Origin of the sequence: Salegentibacter mishustinae (assembly GCF_002900095.1) — a bacterium.
Taxonomy (GTDB): Bacteria; Bacteroidota; Bacteroidia; order Flavobacteriales; family Flavobacteriaceae; genus Salegentibacter; species Salegentibacter mishustinae.
Window position 1 is genome coordinate 1,784,015 of record NZ_LLKN01000002.1, and the last position, 17,912, is coordinate 1,801,926.

Consider the following 17,912-nt stretch of genomic DNA (forward strand, 5'->3'; position numbering starts at 1 on the left):
AACCTATTTTTTTCCTATTCTTATCACATCAGCAAAAATTCCTGAAGCAGTAACCTCAGCTCCGGCACCGGCACCTTTTACAATTAAAGGTTGTTCTGGGTAACGTTCGGTGAAAAATAATACAATATTGTCGCTACCACTTAAATTATAAAATGGATGTTGAGCATCTACCGATTGTAAACCAACCACAGCTTTACCATTTTCCAATTGTGCTACGTATTTGAGTTGCTCTCCTTTTTCTTCAGCCGATTTATATATTTCCTGGAATTTTGGTTCATCTTTCTTCAGTAATTCAAAGAAGTCTTCATTATTGGTAGTCGCTAAACTATCTTCTGATAGAAAATCTTCACTTTCAATATCTTCCAATTCCATCTTATGACCACTTTCACGGGCTAGAATTAGAATTTTTCGCGCTACATCTACTCCACTAAGATCAATTTTAGGATCGGGTTCGGTATAGCCTTCTTTCATTGCCATTTCTACGGTTTTATAGAAAGGTTCTTCAGCTTTATACGTATTAAAAACAAAGTTCAAACTTCCTGAAAGCACCGCCTGGATCTTAGTAATTCTATCTCCTGAAGCCACTAAATTTTTAAGTGTATCTATAATTGGCAAACCTGCTCCTACATTAGTTTCATATAAAAATGATGCTCCATATTCCCTAGCCAGGTTCTGTAGTTCCTGGTAATTTTCAAAACTATCTGCGCAGGCAATTTTATTACAGGTCACTACAGAGACCGAATTCGCTAAATATTCTTTATACCAGGCAGAAATTTCTGCACTAGCCGTATTATCTACAAAAATGCTGTTTCGCAGGTTAAATGAATCCACTTTTTTAAAGAATTCAGCTTTGTCGGCTTTCTCTCCTTTTTCGAGTGCTTTTTCCCAATTTTGAAGATCAATCCCATTTTCATCAAAAAGCATTTTCCTGGAATTTGAAAGCCCATGTACGCGAACTTTCAACCTTAAATTTTCCAGTAGAAATTTCTCCTGTTTTTTTAATTGATTCAATAGCTTACTTCCAACATTTCCAACTCCTGTAATAAACAGATTTAGTTCTTTAGAAGGTACTTCAAAGAATTGTTCGTGTAAAGTATTCAATGCTTTTTTTACGTCCTTCTTTGCGATAACTGCTGAAATATTCCTTTCAGAAGACCCCTGTGCAATTGCACGAATATTAATATTATTATTTCCTAATGCACTAAACATTTTTCCGCTTAAACCGTGATGACTTTTCATCCTATCTCCAACCAGCGCAACAATTGCTACATTTTCTTCGATTTCTACCGGTTTAATTTTTTTATACTGAATCTCAACCTCAAAAGCTTCATCTAAAGCTTCTTTGGCCAGCTCTGCTTCATCATCCTTTACCGCGATACAGATACTATGTTCTGAAGACGCCTGGGTAATTAAAACCACGTTGATATTTTCCTGAAAAAGTACTTCAAAAAAGCGCTTGGAAAAACCTGGAATACCTACCATTCCGCTGCCTTCAATATTTAGCAACTTTATAGAATCTATATGGGTGATCCCGGTAACCCAACGAAAATTCTTTTCGGAAGACCTGGAAATTAAAGTTCCATCCTCATCGGGTTTAAAGGTATTTTTAATACGAATACTAATTTGTTTGTCTAATAAGGGCTGCAAGGTTGGCGGATAAAGCACTTTAGCTCCAAAATGTGATAACTCCATCGCTTCCTGGTACGAAATATCTTTTAGCGAATAAGCGTGTGGTACGATTTGCGGATTTGCTGTGTACATACCGTTCACATCGGTATAAATCAGTACTTCTTTCACATCTAAAGCGGCACCATACAAGGCAGCAGTGAAATCTGATCCGCCACGCCCAAGCGTACTTGGAACACCCTGTTCATTTCTAGAGACAAATCCGGGAGCGATAAACAAAGAAGCGTCTTTTTCGGCAAAGTACTTTTCAATATGAGTATTGGTTAACTGATAATTGACCTGTACTTTTTCGTTGGTGTTTTTACAGACAATTAATTCTCTGGAATCAACATATTGAGAGTTTATACCTAGATTTTTAAAATATTCAGCAATAATTAATGAAGACAAAACTTCCCCAAATCCAGAAACTACGTGTCGGGTTTTATTAGAAAGTTCGTTTAAGAGATAGACTCCTTCGTACAGAGTTTCCAGCCTGTTAAGCTCAGTTTTCACCTTGCTTAAAATACTGCTTTGTGCCTGTACAGGAATTAATTCTTTTACTGCTTCCAGGTGGCGTTTTTCGTTTTTTATGAGCAATTCTTTATAGGCAAGGTCTTCTTTTGAAGCCAGATCTGCCATTTTCAGCAAATCATTTGTCACCCCACCAAAAGCTGAAAAAACAACCAGAGTTTTATCTTCTTTTAAATGTTTCTGAACAGTTTTAGCTACGAGTTTTATTCGCTCTGGAGATGCCAAAGAGGTACCTCCGAATTTTAGGACTTTCATAAGTCAAAATGGTTAAATTAGAATGATTGTGTTTTAAAAAACAGGTGTGTACAGAAGCGCTATGTAGAATTATACCCCAAAAGGGGTAATACGAATAGTAGTCATGCCAAAAATGCCCAAGCCAAGAACGCTTGTTGAAGTGCGGAAATTAGTATTTTTTGTAATCTTCATTTTTGACATTATTCTGGTAATAAAAGTATATATTTTGAGAGGTATTACAAACAAAAATGAGACTTTCAGTTAAGAATTATGAATTTCTTTTTATTGGATAAAAAAAATACCCGATCATTAAAATAATCGGATATTTTTCGAGCTGAATTATTAAATACTTAAAGGTCACTGATATAACTACCGTATAGATCTTTAAATTGAACGCCTTTGGCGAACCTATGTTTACTTAATTTTTTAAACTCAACGAGAGCCCACAGCAAAAACTCCTTCAAGAAGTAAGAATCTTTTTCTGAAATTTCTGGATGGTATTTTTTAATAAGATCATTTAAAGGTTTTACCGAATCAAGTTTTTGCTTGTAATCTGCATCTGAAAGATCATCGGGTAATTCAAAACCGCTTTGTTCAAAGAACCATTCTACTAAATCATCGTAAGGTGTGGTTTCGTCTGGTCTTTGTAACTTTTCAATCTTAGGAAAATACTGTGGGAATAAAGTTTTTACGGCATCGCCAATTAATTGTAAAGCTACACTCGCCGCTCCTTCTTCTTCCCCTTCATATACAAGCTCTACTTTACCGGTAATTGCGGGTACAACGCCAAGAAAATCACCAAACCTCAACAGGGTTTCCTCTTCTCCAGATTTCAATGAGCGTCTTTCGGCAGTACTCAAAAGGTTTTCATATGCTGTTATACTTAATCTTGCACTTATTCCGCTTTTTTCATCTATAAATTCACTTTCTCTTGCCTCAAAACTAATTTGTTCCAGTAAGTCCTTTGCCAGTTCGGGAACATAAACCAGTTCACTTTGCCTTTTGTCAAGTTTCGCCTCCTGAGCGGTAATAATTTTTGCCGTTTCAATATCATCAGGATAATGGGTTAGAATTTGAGACCCTATCCTGTCTTTTAACGGAGTTACAATACTACCACGATTTGTATAATCTTCAGGATTTGCAGTAAAGACAAACTGCAGGTCTAGTGGCAATCTTAATTTAAATCCGCGAATCTGGATATCTCCTTCCTGGAGAATATTGAATAATGCCACCTGGATTCTTGCTTGTAAATCTGGTAGCTCGTTAATTACAAAAATACTTCTATTTGCACGGGGAATCATCCCGAAGTGAATTACGCGATCATCGGCATAACTCAATTTTAAGTTTGCAGCTTTAATAGGATCTACATCTCCAATTAGATCGGCTACCGTCACATCTGGAGTGGCGAGTTTTTCAAAAAATCGTTCTTCTCTATGCACCCAGCTTATTGGAGTTTCATCTGCTTTCTCTTTTACTAATTCCCTGGCGTACCTGGAAATGGGATTCAAAGGATCGTCGTTGATCTCAGATCCCTGTACCACAGGCATATATTCGTCAAGCAAATTGACCATTAAACGAGCTAACCTGGTTTTGGCCTGTCCTCTTAAGCCAAGTAAATTGATATTGTGGCGGGATAGAATTGCTCTTTCCAATTCGGGAATCACACTGTCTTCATAACCATGAATACCGGGAAATGTTGGTTCATTTTTTTTGATCTTTTTAATTAAATTCTCTCTAAGTTCTTCTTTAATACCCCGACTTTTATATCCGGATTTTTTAAGTTCTCCCAGTGTATTTATATTTTCTTTTTTCATGTTTGCTTTTTATTTCTGATTAAACCCTCCGTCTAAATTTCTATCGAAATTCAGCCACCTCCCTTTTGAAAAGGGAGGAACCTTAAGGGGTTTTAAAATTATCTTTAATTTCTTTTAAAACAGTAGGTAAAAAGTCAAATACCATTTTATTCTCAAAACGAATAACATTGAAGCCCAAACTTTCTAAATATCTAGTTCGTTTAAAATCTTTTTCTTCTATTGTACTGTTTAAATGTGCTTGACCATCTAATTCAACAATTAATTTTTCTGAAGCACAATAAAAATCTACTATATAATTTCCTATGCTATGTTGTCTTGTAAACCTCTTTCCTTCAAGCTTTTTAGCTTTTAAAAAATTCCACAGAAAAGCTTCAGCCAAAGTCATATTTTCTCTTAGAAACTTACGGTATTCCTTTAATTCCTTGCGCGTATGAATTTGTTGTCTTTTCAGCATCATCTTTTTTAATTGCTCCCCTCTTTAGGTAAAGAGGGGAAGTTTTGGTTGCAAACCAAAGCGGGGAGTTTGAATTTTATTAATTCCCCCTAATTCTCTTTTTTCTATTAGTTTCGTAATCTTCAAAAATCATTTCACCCAAGCCTTTAAGACCTGTATAAAATGCTTTACCCTGGTTTGCATAGGTGAATTCTTTAACAAACTGCATTAAATAAGGGTCTTTTGCGATCATAAATGTAGTGATGGGGATATGTAATTTCCTGGCCTGTCTTGCCATGGTATAGCATTTTCCAAGAATATATGGATCCAGCCCCATACTATTTTTATAATAAGAACCATCCCGTTCTCGAAGGCAACTTGGTTTTCCATCGGTGATCATAAAAATTTGGCGATTGGTACTTCGTTTTCTTCTTAAGATATCCATAGTCAATTTTAAACCTGCAACGGTATTGGTATGATATGGCCCTACTTTTAAATAAGGAAGATCGGCGATAGAAACCGGCCAGGCATCGTCACCAAAGACAATAATATCCAGGCTATCCTTTGGATACCGGGTAGTGATTAATTCGGCTAGAGCCATGGCGACTTTTTTTGCCGGAGTAATTCGGTCTTCGCCATAAAGTATCATACTGTGGCTAAGATCTATCATTAATACCGTACTCATTCGGGATTTGTAATGGGTTTCTTCTACCACCAAATCCTCTTCGGTCATATTAAAATCTCCGATCCCGTGATTAATTTGTGCATTACGCAGACTTTCGGTCACCGAAATTTTATCTGGCGCATCTCCAAATTGAAAGGCCTTAAAATCGCCGGTATGTTCATCTCCCCGGCCTACGTGATTTGTTCTATGACTGCCAGAGGCGCTTTTTTTAAGTCTTCCAAAGATTTGATCTAAGGCCTGCTTTCTAATAGCGCGTTCAGTTTTAGCGGTAATGGCCATTCCACCACCTTCGTCTTCACTTTCTTCTTTGATATAACCTTTTTTCTTAAGGTCTTCAACGAAATCATCTAGCGTATAATCTTCTGTGGTTAGTTTGTATTCTTCATCAAGCTGTCTTAGCCAATCCAGCGCTTCATCTAGATCGCCTGAAGTATGGGTTATCAATTCTTTGAAAACCTCGAACAATCTATCAAATGGCGATTTGTCTGGTGCTTCAAATTTATTAAAAACAAATCCGCTGCCCTGTCTGTAATCTTTCTTCTTCATAATCCTAAAATTACAGTATTTTGGCTAGAATTGGAAAAGCTTTAGCTCCAACAGTGATTAAACTTATGTTAATCTATAAATTTGTGAGTCTTGCAATTGCGCTTTATATTGTTATTCTTTTCTTAAATACTTCAGCAATTAGTAAGGAGTTTAGAGATTTGAATATTACTAAATATAGACTGTAAATAAATGAGAAAAATAATACTAAGCCTTTTATGTTTAAGCCTGGTTTTTAGCACTTATGCCCAGGATTCCCCCTATAAAACTAATACCTGGAAAGATGGTGCATATATTGCCGGTGCTGTTGGTTTAAACGTTTTAGGGTTTACTTTTATTCAAAATAAAGAATCACTAACCGAATCTGAACTTAATGCTCTTAATAAAAATGACGTTTGGGGAATAGACCGATGGGCAGCCGGAAATTACTCTGAAGATGCAGATGCTGTAAGCTATATTCCTTTTTATGCCGCGTTGGGAATGCCGCTCGCCTTTCTACCCAGCGAGGCCGAAAGAAAGAATTTTGGTCAAATAAGTGTTCTTTTTGTTGAAACTATGGCTACTACCGGAGTTTTCTATACTATGACGGCTGGTTTAATAGATAAAAGCAGACCATTAGTTTACAATAAAGATCTTCCTACTAGTGAGCGTGCTGAAGGTGGTGCCCAACGCTCCTTTATTGCGGGACATACAGCCGTTGCTTCTGCTGGAACTTTTTTCGCTGCCAAGGTTTTTAATGATTTTCATCCAGATTCTAAAGCAATACCCTATGTTTGGGGAGGCGCTACGGGAATTTCGGCACTAATGGGTTATTTGCGCATTAAAGCCGGGAAGCACTTTCTAACCGATAATATTGCCGGATTTGTAGTAGGAGCTGCCAGTGGTATTTTAATTCCCGAGTTACATAAAAAAGGCAAAGAAAATATTGATCTCTATCCCACTGCCAATTTTAATGTGAATGGCACTGGTATAAACACCAAGGGCCTTGCCCTAACCTATAAGTTTTAAGCTAATTCTCTATGGAAATTTCAGAAGTAATAATGCTTATAGCCTGCGGACTATTTTTAATTCCCAGCCTGGCATCTGCAACACGTTTTGATCAATGGTGGATAAGAGCTTTCGATTTTCCACGACTGCAAATTTCAATACTTATTAGTGCGGTAATTATTGTAGCTATTATTGTTTTTGATTTCTCTAAAGTAATTCATTTCGTTGCTGTTGCACTACTTATTATAAGCTTGATTTACCAGCTTGAGAAAATTTATCCCTATACCTGGTTTGCAAACAAGGAGGTCATGCAATTTGAGGATGGAGATCCATCCGATAATATTTCGATCCTGGTAAGCAATGTACTTACTCCAAATAATGATTATCACAAACTTCTTGAAATTGTAAACCGAAGGCAACCCGATATTTTACTAACTCTGGAATCTGATGAAAAATGGGAAGAGGCGCTTAAAGACCTGGAAAAGGATTATGAATATTGTATAAAAGTACCCCAGGATAATCTCTACGGAATGCACCTATACTCTAAACTGAAGTTGGAAGAAACCGAAATTAGATATTTGGTAAAAGATGATATCCCTTCTATTCACGGGGTAGTACGTTTAGAAGATAATTCTAGAATTAGGATTCATTGCATGCACCCGAGGCCTCCTAGTCCTTCTGAAGCTGATACTTCTACAAATCGTGATGCTGAGTTATTAATGCTGGGAAGAGATGTATGGGAACAGGATGATAGCGTTTTAGTATTTGGGGATCTAAACGATGTGGCCTGGTCCAGAACCACCAGATTATTTCAGCAAATGAGTGGATTGTTAGATCCAAGGATTGGAAGAGGTTTTTTTAATACTTTCCACGCCGATTATCGTTTTTTCAGATGGCCGCTAGATCACGTTTTTCATAGTAATGATTTTACGCTGATAGATATTGCCCGGGAAAAACACATAGGATCAGATCATTTCCCGATGTATATTAAGTTAAATTTTGAAAGAAAGGCAGAAGTCGAGCAAAATAAGCCGATAGCAGATGAAGAAGAAAAAGAATGGGCGCAGGATAAAATCGATGATGCTCAACCCCGGGAAAAAGGTGTCTAGACCGGCGCAAAAAAATGACTTATTTCTGGAATTTCTTTGATCTTTTCACAGTCTGAAGAGTGGATAGGTTTTTCAATAAATAAGCGTACCATGCTATATTTTTTAGCTTCTTCTTTATCCTCTTTATTAATTGAAGAGGTAACCATAACAACGTGATAATGAGATTTTTCCTCGTTGTTTTCTAAACAGTCAAGAAAATCCCAGCCATTCATATTAGGCATATTTATATCTAAAAAAATAAGGAATTCCTTTTTATTTTTTAGTTGCTGCTGCTCTTTTAAGTAATTTAAGGCAGCATCAGCCTTATTAAAACAAACCGGGTTAGTAGCGATCTCGTGATTTGAGATCATTTTCTTTTGAATAAATACCACAATTTGATCGTCATCTACGATAATTACTTCAAGCATACGGAGGGTTTAGGACAAGAGCTTAAAAATCTTCTTCGGTTTTATTCGTGATTTTTCTAATAACCTTATCAAGCTCTTCAGACGAATTTAAGATATTATCTATAATTTCCTCAATATTATCAAGGTTATTTCTTTGATTTTTTAATAAATCTATTAAACCCATAATCCTTGCTAAAGGCGCCCTAACTACGTGAGATTGTGTCCAGGCAATTTCCCGCAATCTTTCATTACTACGCTCTATGGCATTAATATATTTTCTTCTTTCGGTAATGTCCTGTACAGAACCAATGATACGCGAAGGTTTGCCTTCTGAATCACTAATCACATAACTACGGTCAAGGATATATTTATAGTTTCCATCAGCACATTTAAAGCGATATTCAATATTCAATAGTTTTTTATGATTATAAAAAATTTCTTTGGTCGCCTCAGTTACGCGTTGGTAATCCTCGGGATGCAGCCGCTCCTTCCACCATTCTCGGGAAGTTCCCATTTCTTCCGGGCTATATCCAAAAATATCATAGATTGCATTGCTAAACTGAAAAGTATCGTTTTCAATATTATAATCGGTAATTAGATCGCTGGTAGCTTTTGCAACAATGTCATAACGCTCCAGGCTTTCTCTTAATTCCTTTTCCTGTATTTTAAAACTGGTAATATCTCTTGAAGTTGCCACCAAACCATTTACTGCTGGATCGTCTCTTAAATCACTTATAATAGTTTCTAACCATCGCCATTCTCCTTCCCCATTTTTATACCTATAAGAAGGCAATTGGAAAGATTTTACCTTACCTATAAATTTAATCTTGTCTACTATATGTGGACGATCTTCATTATGAATATATTTAAATGCATTACTTCCTTGCAGTTTTTCAGGGTTAACACCTAAAATGTTCTTTGCGCTAGGGCTAATATAAGTGTAGTGAAAATTTTCATCTAAAATACTTATTACGTCACTGCCATCCTGCACCAAAGCTTTAAATCGCTCCTGACTGTGTCTTAATTTTTCTTCAGCTTTAACTTTTTCGGTAATATTGTGCGCCAAAGTAACGCGGGCTTCCCTGCCACCGAACAAAATAGGATTAGTTTGGACATCTATAAAGATCATTTCACCATTCTTGGTCAAATGCTTTACTTTAACATTAAAGAAATCGTGAAAATTATCGGCTATGGTTTGTTCAATTCTATCCTCATCATTTGCCCATAGATCCCTTACAGTCATTTTCATGAATTCTTCTCTAGAATAGCCGTAGAGGTTTATGGCTGCTTGATTAACGTCTAAAAATTCAAGGGTATGTCTATCTAAAACCCATTTTGGTAAAGGGCTGGAATCAAATAGTGTTCGGTACTTTTCTTCAGACTCATAAAGCTGCCGCTGTACCTTTTTTCGCTCCATGCTGTAATGGATGCTTTTAGAAAGATTTGAAGCATTAATTTCATCTTTCAGGAGGTAGTCTGAAACGCCCCAGGAAAGGGTTTTCATTCCATAATCCTTATTGGTATATCCTGTTAGTACCACCACCGGTGCACCATTAGCCAAAGCCAGGATTTCTTTTACTAGAGTTTCGGTATTTTTAATATCCGGGAGTGATAGGTCGAGTAAGACGGTATCAAAATTTTTGGAAGCCTGGAGCATTTCTTTCGCCATTTTAAAATTTTCGGCGCGCTGCAATTCCAGTGCTGCATGTTCTTCGGAAAGATAATCTTCTATAAGAATAAAATCGCCCGGGTTGTCCTCAATAACTAAAACCTTTAATTCCCCGGATTTTTCAACCATTTAATAGAATTTTAAAATAACGAAATAAGAATCTATGAACTAAATCAACTATTTTATAAACGTAAACCTGAATTTAACGCTTTTAAGTTAGCTTTCCACTACCGAGTAAATATACTAAAATTGTTTTGGGATGGTAAAATAAAAGCTGCTTCCTTCTCCAGGTATGGAATCTACCCAAATTTTACCACCAAAATTATCTACGATCTTTTTGCATATTGCCAGGCCAATTCCCGTCCCATCATATTCATCCCGCTGATGTAAGCGCTGGAAAATTATAAAAATTTGCTCTTTGAATTCTTCTTCAATCCCAATACCGTTATCGGTAATTTTAAATTCCCAATATTTCTCCTTTTCTAAAGAGGAAATTTTGATTTTCGGCTGACGTTCTTTTGAATAGTACTTTAAGGCATTGCCTATTAAATTTGAGAATAATTGCCTTAACACTGGTTCTTCAACTTCTAATTCTGGAAGTACACCTATTTCAATTTTAGCATTTTTTTCTTCAATAGATTTTTTTTGAAGGGATAGCACCTCAGAAACTAAATGCTCGAGATTAACTGCTGTAACTTTATGCGCTACCCGTCCCACCCTCGAATATTCAAGTAAATCTAAAATTATTTGGCGCATCCGGGTTGCACCATCGTACGCAAAATAAATATATTGCTGCGCCCTATCATCTAATTTATTGTTGTATTTTTTCTTGAGCTGCGTTAGAAAACTGGTTACCATTCTGAGAGGCTCCTGCAGGTCGTGGGAAGCTATATAGGCAAATTGTTCAAGTTCTTTGTTAGATAATGCCAATTCATCTGCATGTTTTTTGAGCGCCTCGTTTAATTCTTCCAGGGCTTTTTCTTTTTCTTTGATTTCAGTAATATTCCTCGAAATCCCAACCAGGCCTTTTTTATTATCTCCAAATCTAAAAGGGACTTTGGTTAAAAGTGTATAATTTTTTTTACCGTTAAAATCCTGCACTATATCCTCGCGATTTATTACAGGAATACCTTTATTCATGACCTGTGTGTTATCCTCAATAACCCTATTGGCTTCTTCTTTGTCAAAAAATTCTAAGGCCGTTAGTCCTAAACTTTCCTGTTCATTTTCAACCCCATAATAATTCTTATAAAAACTATGATTGGTTAAAATAGTTTCGTGCTTTTCATTTATCACAAAAATATGATCTGGTATATAATCTATAATTGCCCGAAACATATTATGTTCTTCCCGCAGTTTTTGTTCTATTTCTACCTGTTTAGTAATGTCTTTCGCAATTCCATAAACTCCGGTTATTTTCTTATTTACGTATATTGGAAAGTTCGTTACATCAAGTACCTTTTTTGTTCCTTTAAGACTTATAAAATTAGTTTGATAGCGCTGCACTTCACCAGAAACTGCCTTTGAAGAGTGCATCATTACACGGTCTCTGTCTTCTGGCGCTATTAAAGGTAAAAAATTGATTTCTCTTGCCTTTTCCCTGGAACCTTCTACAAGATTTAAAGCAGCCTGGTTAAGATCGACAAAATTACCCTTAAGGTCAAAGGAATATACAGCATCAGGATTATAATCAAATAAAGACTGAAAAGCTTGCTTGCTATTTTCTGCAATTAATTCCTGTTTTTTTCTATCTGAAATATCTACAATTGTAGTACTGGTTCTTTTTTCTCCTTCATAATTGGTATAAATAACCGAATGTACCTCACAAGGAAATGTCTCACCATTCTTTTTAATGCCTACTAACTCCGTTCTTATTTCGCCGGCTTTATTTCTCTGTGCAATCGCCGTTTCCAGATCGGAATTCATTTGAATTATATCTTCCCGACTTAATTGTTTCAGTTCTTTTAAACTATAACCAAAAAGTTTACACGCCGCCCTATTAACTTCAACTATAGGGCCGCTAGGATCAGATAAAAAAATAGCCAGAGATGAATTCTCTAGAATATTTTTTAATCGCACTATATTCTCAGACGAACCATTTTCCTTTGGAGAAACAGCTTTTAGACATAGGGAAAAACATTTAATATTCCCCCCATCATCTAAAGAAGGACTACTAAAAACCTCTATAGTTTCAGTTTCTGAAAAAGTATAAATATTGTGAAATATCCCCTGATTAGTTTTAAAATCGCCATGGAATTTAGTCCATATGCCAGGTGGAAATATTTCTTCTAAGCTTAGCTGAGCCTTCGGACTTTTTTTAAAAATATTGTTTAAAAATTCCTCTGCGGAAGTATTCCAACTTATAATTTCAAAATTCCGGTCAATTTTTAAAACTGGTGTAGTTACTTTCTTCATTGAAGCGCAGTTTGAATTTCCGGTTTCTTTTTATAAAAAGGATTTAGAAATAGAAACGCCAGCACCAAAATTAGGACCTTCAGTTTCACTAAAATCGGATCCTAGCTGAAGATTTAAGTTCACTACATTTTGAAGTAAATTTAAGTCAAGGTAAGTAGAAAGAACGTGTTTCCCATTGGTATTTTCACTTCCTTTTCCGCCATAATTCTTCCTGAAACTTCCCAAAAATCTATAGGGCACTTTATTGAAAGCCATCCCGCTTAAACCTATATGATGAGCTAGGATTTTGTTATTTGCAATTCTAAAACGATCTGGCCCGAGTGTAATAAATGGAAGGCCTAGTACCCTATTTTCATAAGTCCAACCAGATCGGTACAAATTATTATTAAAATAATTATCCTCCCCATCCGTAGTGGGTGTATTTTTACTTTGATTTTTGGTATAATAGAATTCATACATCACCGCCTGAAACCAGGAATCTAATGAAGCCGCAGGATCTTCTATAAAAATTCCATACCGACCATCCGGAGTATTTCTTAGCAAACTACCAGAGCCGTCTTCAAATAAATGATTGTAAATAAGTTCAACATTATAACCAGCTAATATAGTTTTGATATTTATCTCGTAACTCCCCAAATGATTTCCCAAACCATTAATTTCCTGTTCAGAAATTCCATCCCCGGTGTCTTCTCCTGCTCCTCTCCCGGTAATTGCCCTGATATAGGCTTCAAAATCGGAAGGAAGATCGCCGAATTCCGGATGTGTGCCGCCCCACTGTACAAAGTGCCTTAACCCGGCTGAAATTTGAAATTTAGGTGAAGATCTATAAACCAAATGGAAACTCTTATGATGAAGCCTCGTATTTTCTACGAAACGCTCATCATCCATAAGGTATTCTTCATACGAAGCCTGAAAACCAAGCCCGCGATTATTTTTAAAAAATATGGGTCGTTTAGTAAAGAATCGAATTCCGGGAAGCGGTCTTGCATTTAAAGACCATAAAATGCTTTGGTTAGTAGCGCTTAACCCTCTGTACAATTCTTCGCGCTGTTTACGTCCCGCCACAATTCCCAACCAGGAATTATTAAAAGCTAAATAGGCTTCATCTAATTGAAGTTTATCGGCATAACCGTCCTGGTAAAGTGCTCCCAGCCCAAACTCTAAATTAGAATTTTCGGAAAAATTATAAAATCCTTGGGTGGTAATAAAGCCTGAAAAATTGGTGAGTTCGTCTATTCTCCCTCTTTGATTGGTATGCAACCAAAATGGAGAGTTCTCCTCGCTATACAATAGTCCGGTTGCGTTCACTTGCCCACTAATCTCAATATTTTGTGCGTGGACATTTAGAAAAAAGGAAAGAAATAAAAATACTAGTAAAGTTTGTTTCATAAGTAGGCGTTAAGACTTTTCAAATATGCTTAATTCGATTTAAAAATATGTAATTTTATGCTTCTAAAACTTAGAAATGCTATCCATTTTTCAGAAAAAATATTTTTTAGTCGATTTACTGGAAGGTTTCACCGATTTCCACAATCATTTACTGCCCGGTATAGACGATGGTGCTAATAGTGCAGAAGACTCTATAGCAATGATCAAAAAATTCAATGAATTTGGAGTCACTAATATTGTAGCCAGTCCTCACGTTATGGGAGAATTCTATCCCAATACTCCGGATACCATTCTTCCTGCTTTAGATAAAGTAAAAAAGAACTTGCCACACGGTAATTCTATTAAAGCGGCAGGAGAATATATGATGGACCAATATTTAATAGATCAGCTGGAAAAAGATAATGTCTTGAATGTGACAGAAAATTATGTTTTAGTAGAGATGTCATATTTTCAGGCACCCATTAATTTAGCTGAAATCCTATTTAAAATTCAGAATACCAACCTAAAACCAATACTAGCTCATCCAGAGCGTTATACTTTTTATCACGATAGCGGTCTTGATAAGTACAAAGACCTAAAAACAAGAGGATGTGATTTCCAATTAAATATGTTATCCCTTACCCCTCACTATGGAACAGGTATACAAAAGAAAGCTTTCCAGTTGCTTGAAAACGGGATGATTGATTTTATTAGCAGTGATGCCCACAGAATGGAACACCTGGAAAAAATTGGGAATATAAAATTAAAGAAAAAGCAGCTTAATCTTCTAGAGCCTATAATTGAAAAATCCAAAGCCTTGTTTAGATAAACAAAACTTTGGATTTTCAATTCGTTATTATATTTGAACCAAGAAATTCTTATTTATTTCCGAACATTTTGTTTCTTATTCGTTGCCAGCGAGATTCTTTATCGGCACCGTAACCATATCCGTAGCCATAAGAATACCCATACTTAGCTCCATAAGAGAATTTTGAATAATCCACATCATTCAAAATAATCGCAGGGCTTTTTAGTTTTCCCTGTTGCTTAAGTTCCTTAGGGAACTCCAGCATCTTTTTGTCGGTAAAATCAGCTCTTACAACATACAACGTAGTATCAGCCAACGGGCTTACTAACAAAGTATCTGTTACTATCATAGTTGGAGCTGTATCCACCAATACATAATCATAAACTCCGGCTGCATATTCTAACAAACTTTCCAATCGGTCATTCATAAGAAGTTCTGCAGGGTTAGGTGGGATAGGGCCTGAAAGAACCATATCAACTTTTATCCCTGCCTGTTTTTCTATAGAAATAACCTCATTTTCAGTAACTTCAAAATCGTATAAATAATCTGAAAGACCTTTAGGTGCCGCATCGCTTATTTCACCATACCTATGAAGTTTGGGGTTACGAATATCAGCACCAATCAATAAAACTTTCTTTCCGGTACTCGCCAAAGTACGTGCCATATTATAAGATACAAAGGTCTTTCCTTCTCCTTTTATAGTAGAGGTTACAAAAATTATCTCTCCCCTATCTTTATCTTTATTTTGAAATAGATAGGCCAGGTTAGTCCTCAAAATCCTAAACGATTCAGCAAGAGGAGTACGATCGTTTAATTCGATACGTTCATTTTGTTCTGCACCAATACGTGGCACCTCCCCGATAAAAGGAATATGTTTTATTAATCCACTTAACTCGCCTTTGTGATGCACTTTAGTGTCGAGCATATTCTTAGCGAAAATAATCAGAATCGGAATTATTAAGCCAATAATAAAACCTCCCACCAGAATAAGCCATGGTTTAGGATCAACAGGGTTGTTGTTTGTAAAAGGAGCATCAATAACCCTGGCAACAGAAGCTGTTGCAGCAAAAGAAATAGCAGCTTCTTCCCTTCTCTGTAACAAGAATAAATAAAGTTGCTCTTTAATTTGTTGTTGGCGTTCAATGCTTCGCATGCCTTTTTCGAGACCGGGAAAGTTACTGAATTGACCTTGCGCGACATTCCCCCGTTGATTAAGTTCTCTTAATCTAACGTTTAAAGAACGCCTGGTACTTTCAATATTTTCAAAAAGATTTTCTCTTAAACTATCAAGTTGTTGGGTTATTGTTTTTACGATAGGATTACGCTCCGTACCTCCTTCAAGGTACATATTACGCTCCATAATAAGAGTATTGTAAGAATTCACAAGTCCCGAAACACCACCTTCACTGATACCCACATCAGGTAGTAGCTCGTATTTACCTTGATTTCTTAGTAATTCCTCTACTGAATTTAAAAGTTCCAACTGAGTTTCAATATTAAAAATCTCTTGCTCAGTAGCTGTAAATTTTGACTGAAACTGGGAAGCACCGCTACTAACATCCATTATTTGGTTATCTCTTTTAAAATCGGCGATGTTTACTTCTACAGAATCTAATTCTGTAGTTATCATTTCCAGTCTATCCTGAATAAATTTGGTAGTATTTTCTGCTACTTCCTGTTTATCTTTAACACCTTCCTCATTAAAACGTTCCATCAATTTATTGAGAAAATCTTCCGATTTCTCTGGTGTCTCCTGAACGATACTTAGGGATAAAATATCTTTAGCCTGGCCTTTTTGAGCTATTTGTAGTTTTGATATATACTCTGCAGCCACAGCTCTTAAAGGTTGAATTCTGATATTAACTGAACTGGTTTTTCGAAAAGTTCCTTCTTCCTCTCCAGACTTCGGTAAAATGGTGAATTGAATATTATCCAATTTAATCACTTCCCCAATGCTATGATTTTCGGAATATCCCGTAGCCTCTTCTTCCAGTTTAAAAGAAGTATCTGAGGTAGGAGTAACAATAAGATTTTTAGAAATTGAATGAATAATGCTATCAGGCGTTATAAACTCGATTAAAACAGGGCTTGATTTATAAGCTTCAACAGTAATTACATTTCCTTCTATAAAGTAGCTGATGTTATGATTTAACTCTTCAACTACACTTTCTACAAGCTGCTTGGATTTTAATTTCTCAATATGGTTTTGAATACCATCGTCCTCCAAAGAGAAAATAGCGCCACCTCCTGATGGTGTGGCGTTCATTGCATTTTTCTCCTGATCGTCTACAATCATCATTGTAGCTTCAGTATTATATTTCGGAATGGTATATCTGTTATACAGGTAGGCTAATAACCCTCCAATTAGAAACCCCAAAAGAATCCACTTCCAATAGGCAAGGTATTTAAAGAGTTCAGCTTTTAAATCGAAGGTAGATTCTTCCTTCTCTTCATTAAAATCGTTTAATTCTTCCATCTATCTTGTGAATATAAAAATTAAACTTAATGTTGAACTAACCAAACCTAATATTGCACCCGGACTTCCAAAAAACCCGGCAGATTTCATTCTTGCGTAAGTGGGTTCCACATATACAATATCATTTTGCTTTAAATAATAATACGGACTGTCGAAAAGATCGGTTTCCGTCATATCAATGAATCCAACAGATTTCACCCCATCTACCTCTCTTATTACTCTTATATTTTGACGTTTTCCGGTATAACTCACATCTCCACTCATTGCTAATAATTCAGGCATAGTAATTCTACCATCGGTGATTTGAACTCTACCAGGGGAGTTAACTTCCCCCAAAACGGTGATACTAAAATTTACAATCCTAACATCTACCACGGGATCTCTTACATATTCTGAAATTTGCGTTTGTAGTTTTTCCTGAATTTCAGTGCGTGTTAAACCTTCTACATCTACAGTGCCAAGAACTGGAAAGTTTATAGTCCCCTTGGGACTTACCAAATAACCTGTTAAAGAAAGGTTTTGACCACCTCCTCCACCAGATTGGCCTCCACCTTGTTGATTCATTTGGAATGGTGCTACTATTTCTTCATTTACCGAAGAAGAAGAAACATTAATTCTCAGCACATCATTTCGTTCAATTTTCGGCTCGTATTCTAATAAATTCTTTTGTCCTTCTATTTTTTGAACATCATTAAAATATACCACCTGATCTTTGGTAGCGCAGCTTGAAACAATAATACTTAACATAAGAAACCATCCGAGTTTCCCTATAGATTTGAACATGCAGTT

The 17,912-nt window shown here is 36.1% G+C and carries 14 protein-coding genes; 4 read left to right on the forward strand and 10 right to left on the reverse strand.

Annotated features, from left to right (window positions below; genetic code table 11):
* Positions 1-3 precede the first annotated feature (3 nt).
* The 4 genes from thrA to APB85_RS11030 form a co-directional block, all read right to left on the reverse strand.
* A complete protein-coding gene (gene thrA / locus APB85_RS11015) occupies positions 4-2,451 on the reverse strand; it encodes a bifunctional aspartate kinase/homoserine dehydrogenase I (RefSeq protein WP_057481670.1) in 2,448 nt (815 codons plus the stop codon).
* 329 nt (positions 2,452-2,780) lie between these two features.
* Entirely contained in the window at positions 2,781-4,244 is a 1,464-nt protein-coding gene (locus APB85_RS11020; RefSeq protein ID WP_057481669.1) for a hypothetical protein, read from the reverse strand.
* Positions 4,245-4,326: 82 nt separating this feature from the next.
* Positions 4,327-4,698 carry an endonuclease domain-containing protein gene (locus tag APB85_RS11025; protein WP_057481856.1) on the reverse strand — a complete coding sequence of 124 codons (372 nt, stop codon included), beginning with the start codon at positions 4,696-4,698 and terminating at the stop codon, positions 4,327-4,329.
* 79 nt (positions 4,699-4,777) lie between these two features.
* A complete protein-coding gene (locus tag APB85_RS11030) occupies positions 4,778-5,908 on the reverse strand; it encodes a vWA domain-containing protein (protein ID WP_057481668.1) in 1,131 nt (376 codons plus the stop codon).
* Between the two features lie 20 nt (positions 5,909-5,928).
* Here APB85_RS11030 and APB85_RS17340 point away from each other — a divergent pair, with 20 nt between their 5' ends.
* The 3 genes from APB85_RS17340 to APB85_RS11040 are packed head-to-tail and all read left to right on the forward strand — an operon-like array spanning position 5,929 to position 8,001.
* A complete protein-coding gene (locus tag APB85_RS17340; protein ID WP_160319244.1) occupies positions 5,929-6,093 on the forward strand; it encodes a hypothetical protein in 165 nt (54 codons plus the stop codon).
* 4 nt (positions 6,094-6,097) lie between these two features.
* The gene (locus APB85_RS11035) at positions 6,098-6,913 is read left to right on the forward strand and encodes a phosphatase PAP2 family protein (protein ID WP_057481667.1); all 816 of its coding nucleotides are present in this window, start codon (positions 6,098-6,100) and stop codon (positions 6,911-6,913) included.
* Positions 6,914-6,924: 11 nt separating this feature from the next.
* Positions 6,925-8,001, forward strand: coding sequence for an endonuclease/exonuclease/phosphatase family protein (locus tag APB85_RS11040; protein ID WP_057481666.1), 1,077 nt, complete (start codon positions 6,925-6,927; stop codon positions 7,999-8,001).
* Here APB85_RS11040 and APB85_RS11045 read toward each other — a convergent pair.
* The 4 genes from APB85_RS11045 to APB85_RS11060 all read right to left on the reverse strand — a co-directional run bounded on the left by APB85_RS11045 (position 7,998) and on the right by APB85_RS11060 (position 13,860).
* The gene (locus APB85_RS11045; protein WP_057481665.1) at positions 7,998-8,408 is read right to left on the reverse strand and encodes a response regulator; all 411 of its coding nucleotides are present in this window, start codon (positions 8,406-8,408) and stop codon (positions 7,998-8,000) included. The genes APB85_RS11040 and APB85_RS11045 overlap by 4 nt on opposite strands.
* Positions 8,409-8,430: 22 nt before the next feature.
* Entirely contained in the window at positions 8,431-10,185 is a 1,755-nt protein-coding gene (locus APB85_RS11050; RefSeq protein ID WP_057481664.1) for a PAS domain S-box protein, read from the reverse strand.
* Between the two features lie 114 nt (positions 10,186-10,299).
* Entirely contained in the window at positions 10,300-12,471 is a 2,172-nt protein-coding gene (locus tag APB85_RS11055; protein ID WP_057481663.1) for a PAS domain-containing sensor histidine kinase, read from the reverse strand.
* A 30-nt stretch (positions 12,472-12,501) separates the two neighbouring features.
* Positions 12,502-13,860, reverse strand: coding sequence for a capsule assembly Wzi family protein (locus tag APB85_RS11060; protein ID WP_057481662.1), 1,359 nt, complete (start codon positions 13,858-13,860; stop codon positions 12,502-12,504).
* Between the two features lie 76 nt (positions 13,861-13,936).
* On the opposite strand from APB85_RS11060, the gene APB85_RS11065 reads away from it, so the two are divergent.
* Positions 13,937-14,668, forward strand: a complete 732-nt coding sequence (locus APB85_RS11065) for a tyrosine-protein phosphatase (protein ID WP_057481661.1) — start codon at positions 13,937-13,939, stop codon at positions 14,666-14,668.
* 49 nt (positions 14,669-14,717) lie between these two features.
* Here the strand turns inward: APB85_RS11065 and APB85_RS11070 are convergent, their stop codons facing one another.
* Complete coding sequence (locus APB85_RS11070; protein WP_057481660.1) at positions 14,718-17,123, reverse strand: GumC family protein; 2,406 nt, start codon at positions 17,121-17,123, stop codon at positions 14,718-14,720.
* Positions 17,124-17,906 carry a polysaccharide biosynthesis/export family protein gene (locus APB85_RS11075; RefSeq protein WP_063870581.1) on the reverse strand — a complete coding sequence of 261 codons (783 nt, stop codon included), beginning with the start codon at positions 17,904-17,906 and terminating at the stop codon, positions 17,124-17,126.
* Positions 17,907-17,912: the final 6 nt, after the last annotated feature.

Excerpts from the sequence above, each read along its gene's own strand:
- APB85_RS11050 (WP_057481664.1), bottom strand. The coding sequence starts at position 10,185 with ATGGTTGAAAAATCCGGGGAATTAAAGGTTTTAGTTATTGAGGACAAC.
- APB85_RS11025 (WP_057481856.1), bottom strand. The coding sequence starts at position 4,698 with ATGCTGAAAAGACAACAAATTCATACGCGCAAGGAATTAAAGGAATAC.
- APB85_RS11055 (WP_057481663.1), bottom strand. The coding sequence starts at position 12,471 with ATGAAGAAAGTAACTACACCAGTTTTAAAAATTGACCGGAATTTTGAA.
- APB85_RS11060 (WP_057481662.1), bottom strand. The coding sequence starts at position 13,860 with ATGAAACAAACTTTACTAGTATTTTTATTTCTTTCCTTTTTTCTAAAT.
- APB85_RS11045 (WP_057481665.1), bottom strand. The coding sequence starts at position 8,408 with ATGCTTGAAGTAATTATCGTAGATGACGATCAAATTGTGGTATTTATT.
- APB85_RS11075 (WP_063870581.1), bottom strand. The coding sequence starts at position 17,906 with ATGTTCAAATCTATAGGGAAACTCGGATGGTTTCTTATGTTAAGTATT.
- APB85_RS11040 (WP_057481666.1), top strand. The coding sequence starts at position 6,925 with ATGGAAATTTCAGAAGTAATAATGCTTATAGCCTGCGGACTATTTTTA.
- APB85_RS11035 (WP_057481667.1), top strand. The coding sequence starts at position 6,098 with ATGAGAAAAATAATACTAAGCCTTTTATGTTTAAGCCTGGTTTTTAGC.
- APB85_RS11030 (WP_057481668.1), bottom strand. The coding sequence starts at position 5,908 with ATGAAGAAGAAAGATTACAGACAGGGCAGCGGATTTGTTTTTAATAAA.
- APB85_RS11065 (WP_057481661.1), top strand. The coding sequence starts at position 13,937 with ATGCTATCCATTTTTCAGAAAAAATATTTTTTAGTCGATTTACTGGAA.
- thrA (WP_057481670.1), bottom strand. The coding sequence starts at position 2,451 with ATGAAAGTCCTAAAATTCGGAGGTACCTCTTTGGCATCTCCAGAGCGA.
- APB85_RS11070 (WP_057481660.1), bottom strand. The coding sequence starts at position 17,123 with ATGGAAGAATTAAACGATTTTAATGAAGAGAAGGAAGAATCTACCTTC.
- APB85_RS11020 (WP_057481669.1), bottom strand. The coding sequence starts at position 4,244 with ATGAAAAAAGAAAATATAAATACACTGGGAGAACTTAAAAAATCCGGA.